The following is a 13,677-nucleotide window of genomic DNA, read 5'->3' on the forward strand; positions in this document are numbered from 1 at the left end:
GACAGGACTTATCAGAGCTATTGGTCGTTTGCCAGCAGGGCGATGGTAAGATACGACCCACTGTTTTTGACTCCTCAGATAACGCAGAGTTAAAAACTAAAAAAGGCGGTGTCGCTGCGCGTGGTGGTATTCACTGCCTGAAAATGTATTGAAGCGCGGCGAGCCAGATTTACTTTTTTGCAAACTGTCAGGTGCGCTTGCGTGTTTTCATTGATGGCCTGTACCGACAGCCCGGGGCATATGGCCGTGTCGGAGACAGCAAAGGGCGTTGAACGTTGACTCAGCGGTCGGTGCCGATCCGAAGGCTGAGTTAAGCCGGTTTTCGTTTCGCCTCCGCGCACGCCAGCGGCCAGGACGGAGGTGATGGTGTCCTTGAGTGTGCTACAGTGTTCAGGCACTTTTTTTCCATGGGTTTTCAGAGGTCCCAGCTAATGACGAATAAACAGGGTGTTTTAATTGTTAACCTTGGAACACCAAAAGAACCCACAACTGCTGCGGTTAAAACGTTTTTATCTAAATTTTTGCACGACTACAGAGTGGTCGATTTACCCAGGATCCTGTGGTGCCCAATCCTGCATGGTGTGATTATTCCGCTGCGCGCCAAACGCGTGGCCAAACTGTACTCCTCTATCTGGATGGACGAAGGTTCACCGTTGATGGTTTACAGCGTTCGCCAGGCTCGCGCACTCGAAGCGCTGACGGGCATGCCTGTCGAGTTAGGAATGAGCTATGGCGAGCCCAGCATTGGCGGCGCCATTGACAAACTGCTGGCTAAAGGTGTCGATAAAATTATCGTCATCCCGTTGTATCCGCAGTTTTCCTCGTCCACCGTCTCTTCCGTCTGGGACAGCGTCAGCCGTCACCTGCAGACGATGAAAAACCGTTACACGCCGGCGATCAACTTCATAAACGATTATGCCGATCATCCTGCCTACATCGAGGCGTTAAAAGCCTCTGTGCTGGAATCATTCGAGGCCAATGGCGTGCCGGATACGCTACTGGTCTCCTACCATGGCATACCGGTCAGGTTTTCTAACGAAGGGGATAAGTACCAGGATCGCTGTGCGTTGACCACCAAATTGCTCACCGAAGCCCTTAACATGCCATCGTTGAAGATTGTAATGACCTTCCAGTCACGATTTGGCAGAGAGCCCTGGTTAACGCCGTACACCGATGAAACCATCAAAAATCTTCCTGCGGAAGGTGTAAAAAGCCTGCAGGTGATTAGCCCGGGTTTTGCGGCAGACTGCCTGGAAACGCTGGAAGAACTGGATGAGCAGAACAGAGAAATCTTCATGCATGCAGGGGGAACGTCCTTTACCTATATCCCTGCGCTCAACGATAAGCCTGTTCATATTGAGATGCTGCGACAGCTGGCAGAGGGCGCGAAATAGCCTCCGGCGCGTGCTGACATCAGCCATCCGGCTCATAACGCCAGCCGTGACGGGGCCAGAATGTGTGCATTCTGGCCCCGTTTTTTAGACGCGCAATGCTGACCGGATGCAGGCCGCCGGTTCGCACCGGAAATGCAGTGCTGGACGGTTCGTAACAAACCAGAACTTGAGTTTAGTGCGTAACGTTTCTACCGGTATTTTTTGTATAGGTGTTTTATAACGCGTGGCAAAACCTTCGATGGTTTCTTGTAACTGGTTGAAAGCCTGACCGTTGACACTCTCCATGCGACCACTCCCCGTTTCGAGCCTGAATGTACGGAGCTTTGTCGTTACTGCCTTGCTATCACGCAAACTCTGTCGGGGCTGGGATTTGCCTCTGAAACGGAGAAGCACCTTAGCTGCCTGCTGTATGAACTGATCAACTATTTCGCTGCGGAAATGAAAGCCCCGCGCTGGCTCCGCACAGCCGACGGCGTGAAGTTTATCGACGAGGTGACGGCATGACGCAACAGGACTGGCATCCCGCCGACATTATTGCGGCCCTGAAAAAACGGGGAACGTCGCTGGCGGCGGTTTCCCGTCAGGCAGGGCTGGCGTTCTCCACGCTGGCTAATGCGCTTACCCGCCGCTGGCCCAAAGGCGAAAGATTGATTGCTGAAACGTTAGACGTCGAGCCTGAAAAAATCTGGCCTTCGCGCTATCGCTGATGTTCCTCCGGCGCAGCCCTGATACGGAAGCTGCGCCGCATTTCGTTTATCTGATCCGTCATAATCCTTTGAACCGCAAAAACAGTTTTCTATTATCGGCCTTCTTACCACGAACTAAGTTCCTGACTGCACGAAGTGCTTCATGATCTAAAAGAAGCACCTGATGTATCAGGATGGTCGCCGTTTTACCGGCAATGCCGCCTTTGAAAACTGCCGGATCTGTCCTCTGATAGATTAAGGCTTTCTTCACGCTTTACTACGTTAAGGAAATCACAATGAATCTGATGAATAATTGTGCATCGCCTGCCGCAGATGTTATATTAAAATATAATATTCGGAGGTGCTCTATGTATACCACTCGTCTGAAAAAGGTTGGCGGATCTGTCATGCTGGCGGTCCCTCCCGCCGTGCTGAAAACGCTGGGGCTGTCGACGGACAGCGAAGTGGGCATGACCATTGATAGTGGCTGCCTCATAATTGAACCTCAAAAACGTCCCCGCTATTCACTCGAAGAACTACTGGCGCAGTGCGATCCGCACGCTGAAATAAGCGAAGAGGGTCGGGAATGGATTGATGCGCCTGCGGTGGGCAAGGAGCTCCTGTAGATGGAAAGAGGGGAAATCTGGCTCGTTTCACCAGATCCGATTGCCGGGCATGAACAAAGCGGAAGGCGTCCAGTACTGATTGTTTCTCCGGCGTCTTTTAATCAGTTTACGCGGCTACCTGTGGTTGTTCCCGTGACCAACGGCGGAAACTTTGCCCGCGCAGCGGGGTTTACTGTTTCACTGGATGGCGCAGGAACGAAAACAACGGGGGTAATTCGTTGTGACCAGCCCAGAACCCTTGATATGGAAGCCCGGAACGGCAAATATCTTGAACGAATACCTGAAGTTATTGTGAATGAAGTGGTGGCCAGACTGGAGGCCATTCTGAGCTGAGAGTTTAGATGTAAAAGGTAAACGCAGAAAAGCAAAAAACCTGCTCAGTTTCCTAAGCAGGCTTCTTAAATCTGGCTCCTCTGACTGGACTCGAACCAGTGACATACGGATTAACAGTCCGCCGTTCTACCGACTGAACTACAGAGGAATCGTGTGAACGAGGCGAATAGTAACGAGGTCGCCTCAAGGTGTCAACTGTAAAAAAGCGTTTAGCATTCAACTGGCTAGCTTTAATGCAAAGCGTTCGCGAAGTAAACAAATCACCGATCAGTCATCTGGATTCTGCTTAACGGATCCTGCTGGTAAAATTGCTGGAGATGCCCATACATCGCGGGAAAGCGTTCAGCTAACAGAACCGGCGCGGTAAAAAAATACTCGGATAACACCGCGAAGCATTCCGCAGGATCGCTGGCGGCATAAGGATCGATACTGGCGGCCTGTTCCCCGACCAGCTCAACCTCATTTTCAACCTCGGCCATGGCCTCACGCAGGTCTTTTTCCCACTGGGCGACGCCACGCAGAGGAATCAGCGGAACGCCGCTGGTGTAGCCGCTACCGCGGGCATCCAGCTTGTGTGCCACTTCATGAATGACCAGGTTATACCCTGACAGATCGAAGGAATCCTGAATATCCAGCCAGTTAAGGATCACCGGGCCCTGCGTCCAGCTCTGGCCCGCATGAACGGCAGGCGCGTGATGCACTAGGCCGCTTTCATCCTGCCACTCATCCGCCACATTAAAGGGCTCAGGATAGATGAGCACTTCATGAAAGCCATCCAGCCAGTCGAGACCCAGTTTCAACACGGGTAAGCAGAACAGCAGGGCAATACGCGTGCTACGCAGCGCATCAAGTTGGCAGCCTTCAAGCGGAACCAGCTTTTTTTGCTGCAGAAAGCGCTGGGCCAGTTCTGTCAGCGACTGCTGTTCATCCTGTGTGAGAAGGGTAAAGATGGGCTGTGCCAGACCGGCCTGCCAGGGCAATTCGGTGACGGCGGTATCGCTATGCGTTTTCCATGGCCATTTTAACATCGTAAGTTCCGCACTGAATGCTGCTGTCGCAGAATCCTGAGAGACCAGACAGGAAAATGCCAGCATCGAAACGTCATGCTGGCATTGTCGGGCTTCAGGGATGAAGACGGTATATTCAACCCGTTAGCGAGGAGATTGTCTGTGATTTAGCCCGCAAAGCGCAGGCTAAATTTACTCACGCCCGGCGCGCTCAAACTCAATGACCCACACCCACGGGTTTACCTGCCAGCTGGTTGCACCGTACTGTTTCTGCCATGCCTTGCGATAGGCTTCTTTTGGCATTTCTGAATTCACATTCATGGTGAAAAAGTTATTCAGAAAGTGCGAGTCGGTTTGGACCCCTTCAGCCATGATGTCATCTTCACTGATATCCTGAATCTGCTCCACACGCACATCGGTAATGAGCAGATTGATACGGCTGGCCCAGCGCGGCATATGAATGGCCGTCTGCCAGCCAAACTGCTCGTCATCCGGGCCGCTCAGCGTATGCTGACCCAGTTCATTGCTGTCAGCACGGTACTGGCAAAATTCCGGCGTGCGGAACGGTACGGGATCGCGCTCGTAATCCGCCAGGGCATCCTGCGGCACAATCGGCCCACGCCAGGTTTCGCGCACCCAAAGCACGTCGCCCGGCATACCGTACGGGCAGTGATAGCGAATGTCATTCATCGACATCATTTTATCGCCATGCAGGTGGTTAGCCTGAACGTCAAAAGCATGAACCCCCTCGTGGTGATCCTGCCCCGGGCCAAAAGCCTGCGTTTTCATTATGCGCCGGGTTTGCGTTTGTTGGCCAACTAACAGGGCACGAACCCGCTGTTCGGAAAAAAGAATCGGCCGCTCTTTCATGGATTACCTCTTTTTATTAGTAGAACCCGGTTACTGCTAAAACAACAAGGGCATCTAAATGGTGGCAATATCATAAAAACTATAAATCATTACCCTTAACAATTTGCCGTCTCATAGTCATCTGAGCATTGGTGATTTTTGTCCCGAAAAACGGGGGCGGATAAAAAATCAACAATGCTGTTGTCAATGCGCGTTCCGGGACATCTGATAGTGAGAATACAGTACGTTATATCGGCAAAAATAGGAACCTTTTCAGATTTATCTGTGTGTAACTTTTGCCGATTTTAATGATAAGTGCGAACAGGTTATGTCATGTTTTTTGTTACTCCCCGAGAAAATGCCTATCATTAATCATTACATTTATTAAACTAATTAACCTGCCCGCAATTAAATCAGTCAAGGCTGAAAAAGCAGCAAACTGACGTTTTAATTACGGCAAAATGCTATAAAAATGATCAGCGTCGCATTTTTTTTCGAAATTATCCTGGGGCAAGGGCGATATTCCTCTGCTGTGTAAAGAAAATGTCATTAGCCATTCGCTATGATGGTCGGCCCTGAGCGCGTAATTCATCGTCAGTCAGGACGGACGTCAACCCAACAGGAAAGAGAATATGTCACTTACGCTTTGGCAGGCTCGCTATGAGACCTGGTTTGAAAACAACTGGATTCATGATGATGGCGCGCACGATATCGCACATTTACGCCGCGTATGGATGAGCGCTCAACGCATTATGGCCGGCACCCAGGCCGATCCGCTGGTGGTCCTGACCGCGTGTTATTTTCACGATGTGGTGAATTTACCGAAAAACCACCCTGAGCGTCACAAGGCATCCACCTATGCCGCCAGTGAAACGCAGCGCATTTTACAACAGGATTTCATCGATTTTCCTGAGGAATTGATCGAGCAGGTCATGCATGCGGTTCAGTCGCACAGCTTCAGTGCCGCCATTACGCCAAAAACGCTGGAGGCAAAAATTGTGCAGGATGCCGACAGGCTGGAATCGCTCGGTGCTATCGGTCTGGCGCGGGTGTTTTATACGGCAGGTTCCATGAATCGCCCCTTGTTTAACAGCGAGGATCCGCTCGGTAAAGATCGGGAACTCAATGATGTTAAGTGGACGCTGGATCACTTTCAGACCAAGCTACTGCGGTTGCCAGAAACCATGCAAACCGAAGCAGGGCGCAGGCTGGCAGAACACAATGCGGACTTTCTGGTGCACTATATGGCCAAGCTGTGTGCGGAACTGCAAGGCAACTTAGTCAGTCTGGATGAGTCAGTACTCCACGACTTTAGCCCTATACACGCTGAATATTAAATTTTTATGACAGTATAGGAATCGATACAGTCATCCGGTAGCGTGGCAGTAATAACAATAAAGGAGTGATGAAATGACCGAAACTGTTAATTTAACGATTAAAATTGATCCTGCACTGAAAGAACACATCAAACAGTTGGCGCTGGAAAATCAGGTGTCAATGAGTCAGGAAATCGTGCAACGGCTTCAGTCCAGCCTCAATGCGCCTGCTCAGCCTGTCATTGACAGCCAGAATACAGAGGAAGACACATCGGATGCATTAAGCTCCAGCGAAATCAAGCAGCTGCGCACGCTGCTGAAGAAGCAGAGCAAGAAAAAGAAATCGTAAAATTCGGTGTTTGTCCCCGCAAAACGATCAAAAGCCGCCTTTAACACTGGCGGCTTTTTTACATCCCAAGCTTAACGGCTACAGGGTGATACGGAACTGCTGCACGCTTTCGGCCAGGCGCGCTGCCTGCTGCTGCAGCGTATCGACCGTGCGGCCCTGGCGGGCGGTGAGGCTTTCGTTCGTCTGAAGCTGTTTATCCAGCGCAACCACTTCTGCAGCAATGCCCGAAACGCGGCGGCTTTGTGCGGTGGCGTTTTCCTGCAGCTCTTGCAACTGTGTCACAACGGCGCTGACCGACTGGCTTATCTGGTTAAACAGCGCCTCAAGCGATTTCACCTTATTGAAGCCCTCTGAAATGTGCAGTTGCGTATGATTAACGAGACCGTTGATCTGCTGCGCCGATTCGCCACTCTTGTTTGACAGGTTGCCCATCTCTTTCGCGACCACGCCAAAACTTCGTCCATACACGCCCGCATGAGCGGATTCGATGGCGGCATTGAGCGCCAGCAAACGCGTTTGCAGTGACAGGCCGTCCAGCATCTCAACGATACCCGCGATTTCGCCGGAGGAGGCGACGATATGGCGCATCTGAACCTCCATCTCATCCACCTGAAGCGTACATTGCTGCATCAGATCGTCGGCGAAATGCGCCTGTTCAGAGGCCTGCTGAGAAAACAGGGTGCTGTTTTCGACTTCTTCAGACACGCGATGCAGGCGCTGGGAAATATGGCTAAAGCTGCTGTTTTGCGCTTGATACTGTTCGCTGACCTGCTCATTAGTATGCTGCATTTCACGCGTACCTTCGGCCACGCTTGCCGCAATCGTGTTAATTTCAGCCACGATGGTGCGCAGCCCCTGGCGCATCTCCGCCACTGCGTTGAAGAGTCTGGACGTTTCCAGCGATTGCAAACGCGGTGGAACCGGGCAGTTGATTAAATCACCGGTTGCGATGTCCTGTAACTGTCGACTGGCCAGACGTAAGGGGACGATCACACCACGCAGCAGCAATATGCCGCCGGTCAGCAGCAGGACAAACAGCAGTCCTGTCACCATTAGCGCCAGGTTGCGGCTTTCCATGAGTGTCTGAAGGGTCAGGCTGTTAACCGCAGTGAGCTGTTTATTGGTCTGCGTAATCTCGTTAAACCAGGCGCTATTGAACTGCTGCTGGTAAGCCTGCATCGGTACCATAAAGAAGGCGTCAATGTTATTCCCCTCCAGACCTTTTAGCTGCTCCTCCAGTCCCTGTTTCAGCAACGTAAAGCCCTGCTGCAGTTCGCCGCCGGGTGCGGCGTGATAGCGAGCAAAAAGCTGTTCAGCATGAAGCAAAGACGATTTGGCTGTTTCTGCCAGACTTTTCCAGCTGTCAACCGATCCACTTTTCTGATCTTCCATTAAATACAGCCCGGCGCGGTGGCTGTTATCACTGGCCGTAAGCAGCTCGACGCGTGCGCGGTCCAGCAAGGCCAGCCGGTCACGCATGGCGCTGGCCTGGGTGAGGTTGACTTTGTTCTGGCTCACCTGAGCGGTCAGCAGAACAATCCCGATGGACTGCAGCAAACAAAACAGCACCACGAACAAAATAAAGTTCCCGCGCAGGCTGGTTAGCCAGGTGGGGATCGCCGGAAACCTAAAGCGGGAACGTCTTTTCAGCACGTGCCGCGACAACAAAGTGAGAGGTGACATCATTCTACCCATCCATTGAAAAAGCAGCAGTATTCTGGGCTTGCATGACGGCGTTGTGACAATCCCGCCGGACGGCAGGAAAAGAGAGGAATTGTTGCGCCTAAGCGCAACTTTTAGCGGAAATTATGCGTTCAACTGGCGGATATAGGGCGAAAGCAACTGTGCCACGGCGGCAAACACCGGTACCACCACCGAATTGCCAAACTGTTTATAGGCCTGCGTATCGGATACCGGGATGCGGAAGGGATGGCTGTCTGCACTATCAAATCCCATCAGTCGCGCGCATTCTCGCGGCGTTAACCGACGGGGGCGCCGCGCCATATTGGCGGCATCAAGAAAATCGGCTTCCCCTTTTTCCCGATCCCAACCGCGATCGATTAAAATTTCTGAGCCATCTTTATAGTATCGGGCTGACAGGGTGCGCACGCAGCAATGCACATTGTGTGGATCATTCAGGCCAAAGCCGAACCCGTTACCCCGTGCTTTATGCTTCTTAGCGTACTGGTAGAGGTAACGCCACAATACGGGCGACAGGATGTATTTGTCATCGGGCTGCGGCTCCAGCAGGCTCTGTAGGCTGGGCACCTGGGCGGGGAAAAATTGGCGAATGTCGCGCAGGCTAAACTGCGCTGAGCCAGCAATATCCCGCCGGATGCCGACCAGAACGATACGTTCACGATGCTGCGGCAAAAAAAAGCGTGCATCAATCACCTTCGGATCGGGCGCGCCAGCCTGGGCATCCGCCACGTCATAGCCCAGCTCGTCCAGGGTTTCCATAATCACCGCAAACGTGCGGCCTTTATCATGGCTTTTGAGATTCTTCACGTTTTCCAGGACGAAGAATGGCGGTTTCTTTGCCGCCAGAATGCGGGCGACGTCAAAAAACAGTGTGCCCTGCGCCTGACATTCAAAGCCATGAGCCCGGCCCAGCGCATTTTTTTTACTGACGCCCGCCAGAGAAAAGGGCTGGCAGGGAAAGCCCGCCAGCAGCACCTGATGGTCGGGAATGGCCGCATCAATCGACTGATAGATCGCCTGTTCGTCAGTAAGGCCGGCTGGCTGCGTGACCTGGCGAATATCCGTATTAAAGTGGTGCTCTGCCGGATCGCTGTAGTGATTCGCCCGATAGGTGCGAATCGCCTCTTTATTCCACTCACTGGTAAATACACATTTACCGCCGATGCGCTCGAAGCCACGTCGAATACCGCCGATGCCGGCAAACAGATCGATAAAGCGGAAATCGGGAGAATCATAATGGGCAGGACGTGCAGGCAACAAATCCTGCAACAGCGACAGTTCTGCGGCGGCCAGCGAGGGTAACGCGCGCTTGCCCTGACGAATAGCGTTCAGCAGTGGCGGCGTCCAGTGCGGAAAGCCTGCCTGATGCAAACGTGCGACAACGTCCTTAACGGAATAGATCGACAGCACCTGTTGTAACATGTTCAGTTCATCGGAATGCAGAGCAGCAGGGAGAAGAGGTTCAGCGGTTGCGACAGCGTGCATGCAAATATCCTTAACAGTGAAGCGCGTATGCTAACACTCCTTGCCCGAGGAGGAAATCTGCGGGCGCAGGTCAGAATAGTGTTTCAGTGTGCGCCAGCGTCAAAAAGGCACAATTGCCCGGGTCAGATCTAAACGGCGCGGTCTGGCGGTGAAAATATTTTCTCTGCTTTTATCTGGCCGACTTTCACTTTTCAGGGTGACGACTAAAGTTGAATAAGTCGCTATTAAGGAGGTGCTATGGCCGACGTTCACTCCAGCGAAACGCGCAGTAAAAATATGCGCGCAATTCGTCAACAGGACACTGCCATAGAGCAGCGAATCGCCTTGCTGCTCAAAGATCGTGGATTCAGCTATCGGGTACAGGACAAAAACCTGCCAGGCCGCCCTGACTTTGTCGTGACCTCGCATCAGGCGATTATCTTTGTGCATGGCTGCTTCTGGCACCGCCACCACTGTTATTTGTTTAAGATCCCCGCCACGCGCACCGAGTTCTGGACGGGCAAAATAAACAGTAATGTAGAACGGGATCGGCGTTATGTCCGGCAGCTGCGGGAGAATGGCTGGAAGGTGCTGATTATCTGGGAATGCGCGCTACGCGGTAAACTCAAACTGGACGATGAAGCCCTGCTTGAACGTCTCGAAGAGTGGCTGCTGGCGATGAATGACAGCGCTGAAATCGATCATCAGGGAATTCATCATTACCGAGAGGATGAATGATCCCACCTTGCTAATCAGTAACATAAAATGTTAGATAGACGCTTTTCCGTGACCGGGAGCCCGCAATGAGCAGCATAAAACTGACGGTTAAACGCCTGTATCAGATTCGTGATGAGCGCATGGTGAATACCAAAGCGACCGCCAGAATCTATGCTGGGGAAACGCTGGTGGCCACGGAAGAGATAACCGGCATGACGGAAAGCCCGGTCAGTAAATATCTGCACATGGATGGACTCGCAGGACAAGCGGTGCGCGTCGAATGGGATTGTGAGGGCATCGCTGATATGACCGTGACAGAAATTGAACGATGCCCATGTTGTCAACATAACGAACCGGAATAGGCACGACGGGCTGCACTGTCACGCGCTTCGTCGAGGATGACGCGTTGCGGCTGATGCAGACATAACCCGTTGCTGATGACCGAATAAGGGAAATACTTTGGCAGGAACCAGTTTATTAACGTTGCTCGATGATATCGCCACGCTGCTGGACGATATCTCGGTAATGGGAAAAGTCGCCGCGAAGAAGACGGCAGGCGTGCTGGGTGACGATTTGTCACTGAATGCGCAGCAGGTGAGTGGCGTGAAAGCCAATCGCGAACTGCCGGTCGTATGGGGCGTAGCCAAAGGCTCGTTCCTCAACAAACTGATACTCGTGCCGCTGGCATTGATTATCTCTACGTTTGCCCCCTGGCTGATTACGCCACTGTTAATGATTGGCGGTGCGTACCTCTGTTATGAAGGGGTGGAAAAGGTCCTGCACAGTCTGCAGCATGATAAACAGCAGAACTCGCCAGAGGCGCGTCAGCAACGCCTGGATAAGCTGTCAAAACAGGACCCGCGCGATTTCGAAAAGAAAAAGATCAAAGGCGCAGTGCGCACCGATTTTATTCTGTCGGCTGAAATCGTGGCCATTACCCTCGGTATCGTCTCCGAAGCGCCCTTGCTGAATCAGGTGCTGATCCTGTCAGGTATTGCGATTCTGGTCACGATTGGCGTATACGGCATTGTCGCCGGCATCGTTAAAATCGATGATTTAGGGTTCTGGCTACGTGATAAATCGTCACGCGTGGCCCAGGCGCTGGGCGCAGTATTACTGGCCGCAGCCCCCGTATTGATGAAAGTGTTGACCGTTGTCGGTACGCTGGCCATGTTCCTGGTCGGGGGCGGCATTATCGTCCACGGCCTGACGCCGTTGCATCATCTGATTGAAAATGCGATCGCACCCTTCAGCGGCCTGGTTGCTGGCCTGCTGAGCAACGGCGCAAACCTGGTGATTGGTTTTATCATTGGGTCGATCGTGCTGTTAGTGGTTAACCTTATTGCCAAACTGCGTGAGTAATCGGTATAAAAGCGCATTCTTTAACGCGTTCAGGGGAGAAAACGATGAGCGATGACATGTTTGAATTTGATATTGATGCTCAGTTAGAGCAGGCCGAAGCGAAGGCAGAAAAAAAGGCGGGCGAAGTGCCAGAAGACCTGATTGATGATGCCGATTGTGAAGGCTGCAAAATCTAATCCACTCAGCGCCCCAGGCGGATAATTCTTATCCGCCTGATTTGTTTTCGACATATCTCTCTACGTTATTCTGAATTCGCCATTTTTATGCGCGTCTTAACAGCAGCAACTCTTTTACCATGCTATAAAGAAATGGTTTCAATGACAGTCATTTCTCAAAGAGGGCGCAACATGGTTTTTGCAATCAGTGATGAAGTACAGCATAAGGAAGGCGGGCAAACGATGGTGGTGACCGGACATGCCAGCGGCATGGTTGAATGTCGATGGTACGATGGTTATGCGGTCAGGAATGAGGCTTTTCGCACCGATGAGCTCAGCCATTCCAGCGAATCGCAGCCCCAGTTTACTTCCTGATTTCTGTCAGTCAGGCCGTAAACGACGGCGGCCTGACTGGATTTATCACACTCTCCATCCTCACTGGCGCGATGCCTGCAGCGTTATACGTTGCCGTCGTTGTCCTCTTCTACCGCTTTATAAATACGCTGCAGGATATCCGGAAAAGCCGACTGAACCCGACTCCAGCTGGGAATAAACGGCTTGTCGTTCGGGCGCTCGATAAAGGACTGACCGGCATCCAGAATCGACTGGGTGAACATTTCGACGGCCGCTTCTTCAACATGCTGGTCGAATTTCAGGCCGTTCATTGCCGCCTCATGGTTATAGATTTCCATCATATCCAGCGCATTACGGTAATAGGTCGCTTTCAATACCCGGAATGAGTCACTGGTCAGCGGCACGCCCATGGTTGCCAGCTTACGCAGCAGCGACTGGACAATATCGTTGCTCATGCGCTTAAGGCCACCGGTGCCATCATCTTCTGCCAGCGGCTGATGCTTGTGATCATAGTGATCTGCAATCTCCACCTGACACGACTGGCGCGTGGTGTAGTTACGGTAAATTTCAGAGAGCACGCCAATTTCCAGTCCCCAGTCGCCGGGGATTTTAATGCCGTTGAGCACGTGCGTGCGCATCGCAAACTCGCCCGAGAGCGGGTAACGGAAGCTGGACAGGTAATCAAGGTATTCGGAGTGGCCATAGACTTTTTGTAATGAGCGCAGTAGCGGGCCTACCAGCAGGCGGCCCACGCGGCCATTGAGTTTACCGTCAGCGACGCGCGCGTAAAACCCTTTGCAGAATTCATACTGAAAAGCGGGGTTAGCCAGCGGATAAAGCAGGCGTGCCAGCATGCCGCGTTCGTAGGTGACAATATCGCAGTCGTGCAGCGCAACACAGCTGGTGCGATCTGAGGCCAGCGTATAACCGGTACAAAACCACACGTTGCGTCCTTTGCCCGGATGGGTGGGCGACAACCCCTCTTTATCCAGTTCCGCGTCAATGGCTTTGAGTCTGGGGCCGTCATTCCACAGGATGCGGTGCCGTTGCGGCAGTCGGGAAAAAAACTCGCGGGCATGCAGAAACTGGTCACGGTCAGCCCGATCTAACCCGATAACGATTTCATCCAGATAGGGGACCTTAGCCAGTTCATCAACAATTTTTGTCAACGCCGGACCTTCCAGCTCGGAAAAGAGGGAAGGCAGGATCAATCCCATTTTGCGCTTACGGGCAAAACGCACCATTTCTTTTTCCAGCGACTCAACGCTGCGGTGCGTAAGATTATGAAAGTTAGTAATTACGCCATTCTGAAAGAAATCACTCATTGCATCATCCTTATGGTTTTGCGAGAGGAACAACAGCCT

17 protein-coding genes, 1 tRNA gene and 1 pseudogene are annotated in these 13,677 nt (G+C 52.2%); 12 read left to right on the top strand and 7 right to left on the bottom strand.

What is annotated here, in order from left to right; all coding sequences use genetic code 11:
* Window positions 1-431: 431 nt before the first annotated feature.
* Complete coding sequence (gene hemH, locus QLG08_RS02990) at window positions 432-1,394, top strand: ferrochelatase (RefSeq protein WP_041930826.1); 963 nt, start codon at window positions 432-434, stop codon at window positions 1,392-1,394.
* An 84-nt stretch (window positions 1,395-1,478) separates the two neighbouring features.
* Here the strand turns inward: hemH and QLG08_RS02995 are convergent, their stop codons facing one another.
* Window positions 1,479-1,679 carry a hypothetical protein gene (locus QLG08_RS02995; RefSeq protein ID WP_210523691.1) on the bottom strand — a complete coding sequence of 67 codons (201 nt, stop codon included), beginning with the start codon at window positions 1,677-1,679 and terminating at the stop codon, window positions 1,479-1,481.
* Here QLG08_RS02995 and QLG08_RS03000 point away from each other — a divergent pair.
* The 4 genes and pseudogenes from QLG08_RS03000 to QLG08_RS03015 form a co-directional block, all read left to right on the top strand.
* Window positions 1,647-1,898: pseudogene (locus QLG08_RS03000) on the top strand (hypothetical protein); the annotation flags it as partial. The gene QLG08_RS02995 and the pseudogene QLG08_RS03000 sit on opposite strands and share 33 nt — an antisense overlap.
* Window positions 1,895-2,101: a helix-turn-helix transcriptional regulator gene (locus QLG08_RS03005; protein ID WP_210523690.1), complete on the top strand. Its 207-nt coding sequence runs from the start codon at window positions 1,895-1,897 to the stop codon at window positions 2,099-2,101. The pseudogene QLG08_RS03000 and the gene QLG08_RS03005, both read left to right, overlap by 4 nt.
* Before the next feature lie 347 nt (window positions 2,102-2,448).
* Window positions 2,449-2,706: an antitoxin gene (locus QLG08_RS03010; protein WP_014605554.1), complete on the top strand. Its 258-nt coding sequence runs from the start codon at window positions 2,449-2,451 to the stop codon at window positions 2,704-2,706.
* Window positions 2,707-3,039 carry a type II toxin-antitoxin system PemK/MazF family toxin gene (locus QLG08_RS03015; protein WP_282472800.1) on the top strand — a complete coding sequence of 111 codons (333 nt, stop codon included), beginning with the start codon at window positions 2,707-2,709 and terminating at the stop codon, window positions 3,037-3,039.
* 72 nt (window positions 3,040-3,111) lie between these two features.
* On the opposite strand, the gene QLG08_RS03020 is transcribed toward QLG08_RS03015, so the two are convergent.
* From QLG08_RS03020 to QLG08_RS03030, 3 genes are all read right to left on the bottom strand, one after another.
* Window positions 3,112-3,187, bottom strand: a tRNA-Asn gene (locus QLG08_RS03020).
* A gap of 112 nt (window positions 3,188-3,299) precedes the next feature.
* A complete protein-coding gene (gene mtfA, locus QLG08_RS03025) occupies window positions 3,300-4,067 on the bottom strand; it encodes a DgsA anti-repressor MtfA (RefSeq protein ID WP_246874316.1) in 768 nt (255 codons plus the stop codon).
* Between the two features lie 171 nt (window positions 4,068-4,238).
* Entirely contained in the window at window positions 4,239-4,916 is a 678-nt protein-coding gene (locus QLG08_RS03030) for a hypothetical protein (RefSeq protein ID WP_013026204.1), read from the bottom strand.
* A 611-nt stretch (window positions 4,917-5,527) separates the two neighbouring features.
* Between QLG08_RS03030 and QLG08_RS03035 the strand changes: the two genes are divergently transcribed.
* Both QLG08_RS03035 and QLG08_RS03040 read left to right on the top strand, forming a co-directional pair.
* On the top strand, window positions 5,528-6,232 hold the full coding sequence (locus QLG08_RS03035; protein WP_014605556.1) for a phosphohydrolase: 705 nt from the start codon (window positions 5,528-5,530) through the stop codon (window positions 6,230-6,232).
* A 73-nt stretch (window positions 6,233-6,305) separates the two neighbouring features.
* Window positions 6,306-6,560 carry an Arc family DNA-binding protein gene (locus QLG08_RS03040; protein WP_013026202.1) on the top strand — a complete coding sequence of 85 codons (255 nt, stop codon included), beginning with the start codon at window positions 6,306-6,308 and terminating at the stop codon, window positions 6,558-6,560.
* A 78-nt stretch (window positions 6,561-6,638) separates the two neighbouring features.
* On the opposite strand, the gene QLG08_RS03045 is transcribed toward QLG08_RS03040, so the two are convergent.
* Together QLG08_RS03045 and dcm are read right to left on the bottom strand one after the other, a co-directional pair.
* Window positions 6,639-8,255 (bottom strand): methyl-accepting chemotaxis protein, encoded by a 1,617-nt coding sequence (locus QLG08_RS03045; RefSeq protein WP_041455866.1) that lies wholly within the window; start codon window positions 8,253-8,255, stop codon window positions 6,639-6,641.
* A gap of 111 nt (window positions 8,256-8,366) precedes the next feature.
* Window positions 8,367-9,746: a DNA (cytosine-5-)-methyltransferase gene (gene dcm, locus QLG08_RS03050; protein WP_014593957.1), complete on the bottom strand. Its 1,380-nt coding sequence runs from the start codon at window positions 9,744-9,746 to the stop codon at window positions 8,367-8,369.
* A gap of 237 nt (window positions 9,747-9,983) precedes the next feature.
* On the opposite strand from dcm, the gene vsr reads away from it, so the two are divergent.
* From vsr to QLG08_RS03075, 5 genes are all read left to right on the top strand, one after another.
* The gene (vsr, locus tag QLG08_RS03055) at window positions 9,984-10,463 is read left to right on the top strand and encodes a DNA mismatch endonuclease Vsr (RefSeq protein ID WP_013026198.1); all 480 of its coding nucleotides are present in this window, start codon (window positions 9,984-9,986) and stop codon (window positions 10,461-10,463) included.
* A gap of 65 nt (window positions 10,464-10,528) precedes the next feature.
* Window positions 10,529-10,804: a hypothetical protein gene (locus QLG08_RS03060; protein ID WP_013026197.1), complete on the top strand. Its 276-nt coding sequence runs from the start codon at window positions 10,529-10,531 to the stop codon at window positions 10,802-10,804.
* A gap of 97 nt (window positions 10,805-10,901) precedes the next feature.
* The gene (locus tag QLG08_RS03065; RefSeq protein ID WP_013026196.1) at window positions 10,902-11,804 is read left to right on the top strand and encodes a DUF808 domain-containing protein; all 903 of its coding nucleotides are present in this window, start codon (window positions 10,902-10,904) and stop codon (window positions 11,802-11,804) included.
* 44 nt (window positions 11,805-11,848) lie between these two features.
* The gene (locus QLG08_RS03070; protein WP_014605559.1) at window positions 11,849-11,980 is read left to right on the top strand and encodes a hypothetical protein; all 132 of its coding nucleotides are present in this window, start codon (window positions 11,849-11,851) and stop codon (window positions 11,978-11,980) included.
* A gap of 171 nt (window positions 11,981-12,151) precedes the next feature.
* Window positions 12,152-12,334, top strand: coding sequence for a DUF2158 domain-containing protein (locus QLG08_RS03075; protein ID WP_019106597.1), 183 nt, complete (start codon window positions 12,152-12,154; stop codon window positions 12,332-12,334).
* Window positions 12,335-12,417: 83 nt separating this feature from the next.
* Here the strand turns inward: QLG08_RS03075 and QLG08_RS03080 are convergent, their stop codons facing one another.
* Window positions 12,418-13,638, bottom strand: coding sequence for a glycosyl transferase (locus QLG08_RS03080; RefSeq protein ID WP_014593955.1), 1,221 nt, complete (start codon window positions 13,636-13,638; stop codon window positions 12,418-12,420).
* Window positions 13,639-13,677: the final 39 nt, after the last annotated feature.

Source organism: Pantoea sp. V106_11 (genome assembly GCF_029967885.1).
Classification (GTDB): domain Bacteria; phylum Pseudomonadota; class Gammaproteobacteria; order Enterobacterales; family Enterobacteriaceae; genus Pantoea; species Pantoea ananatis.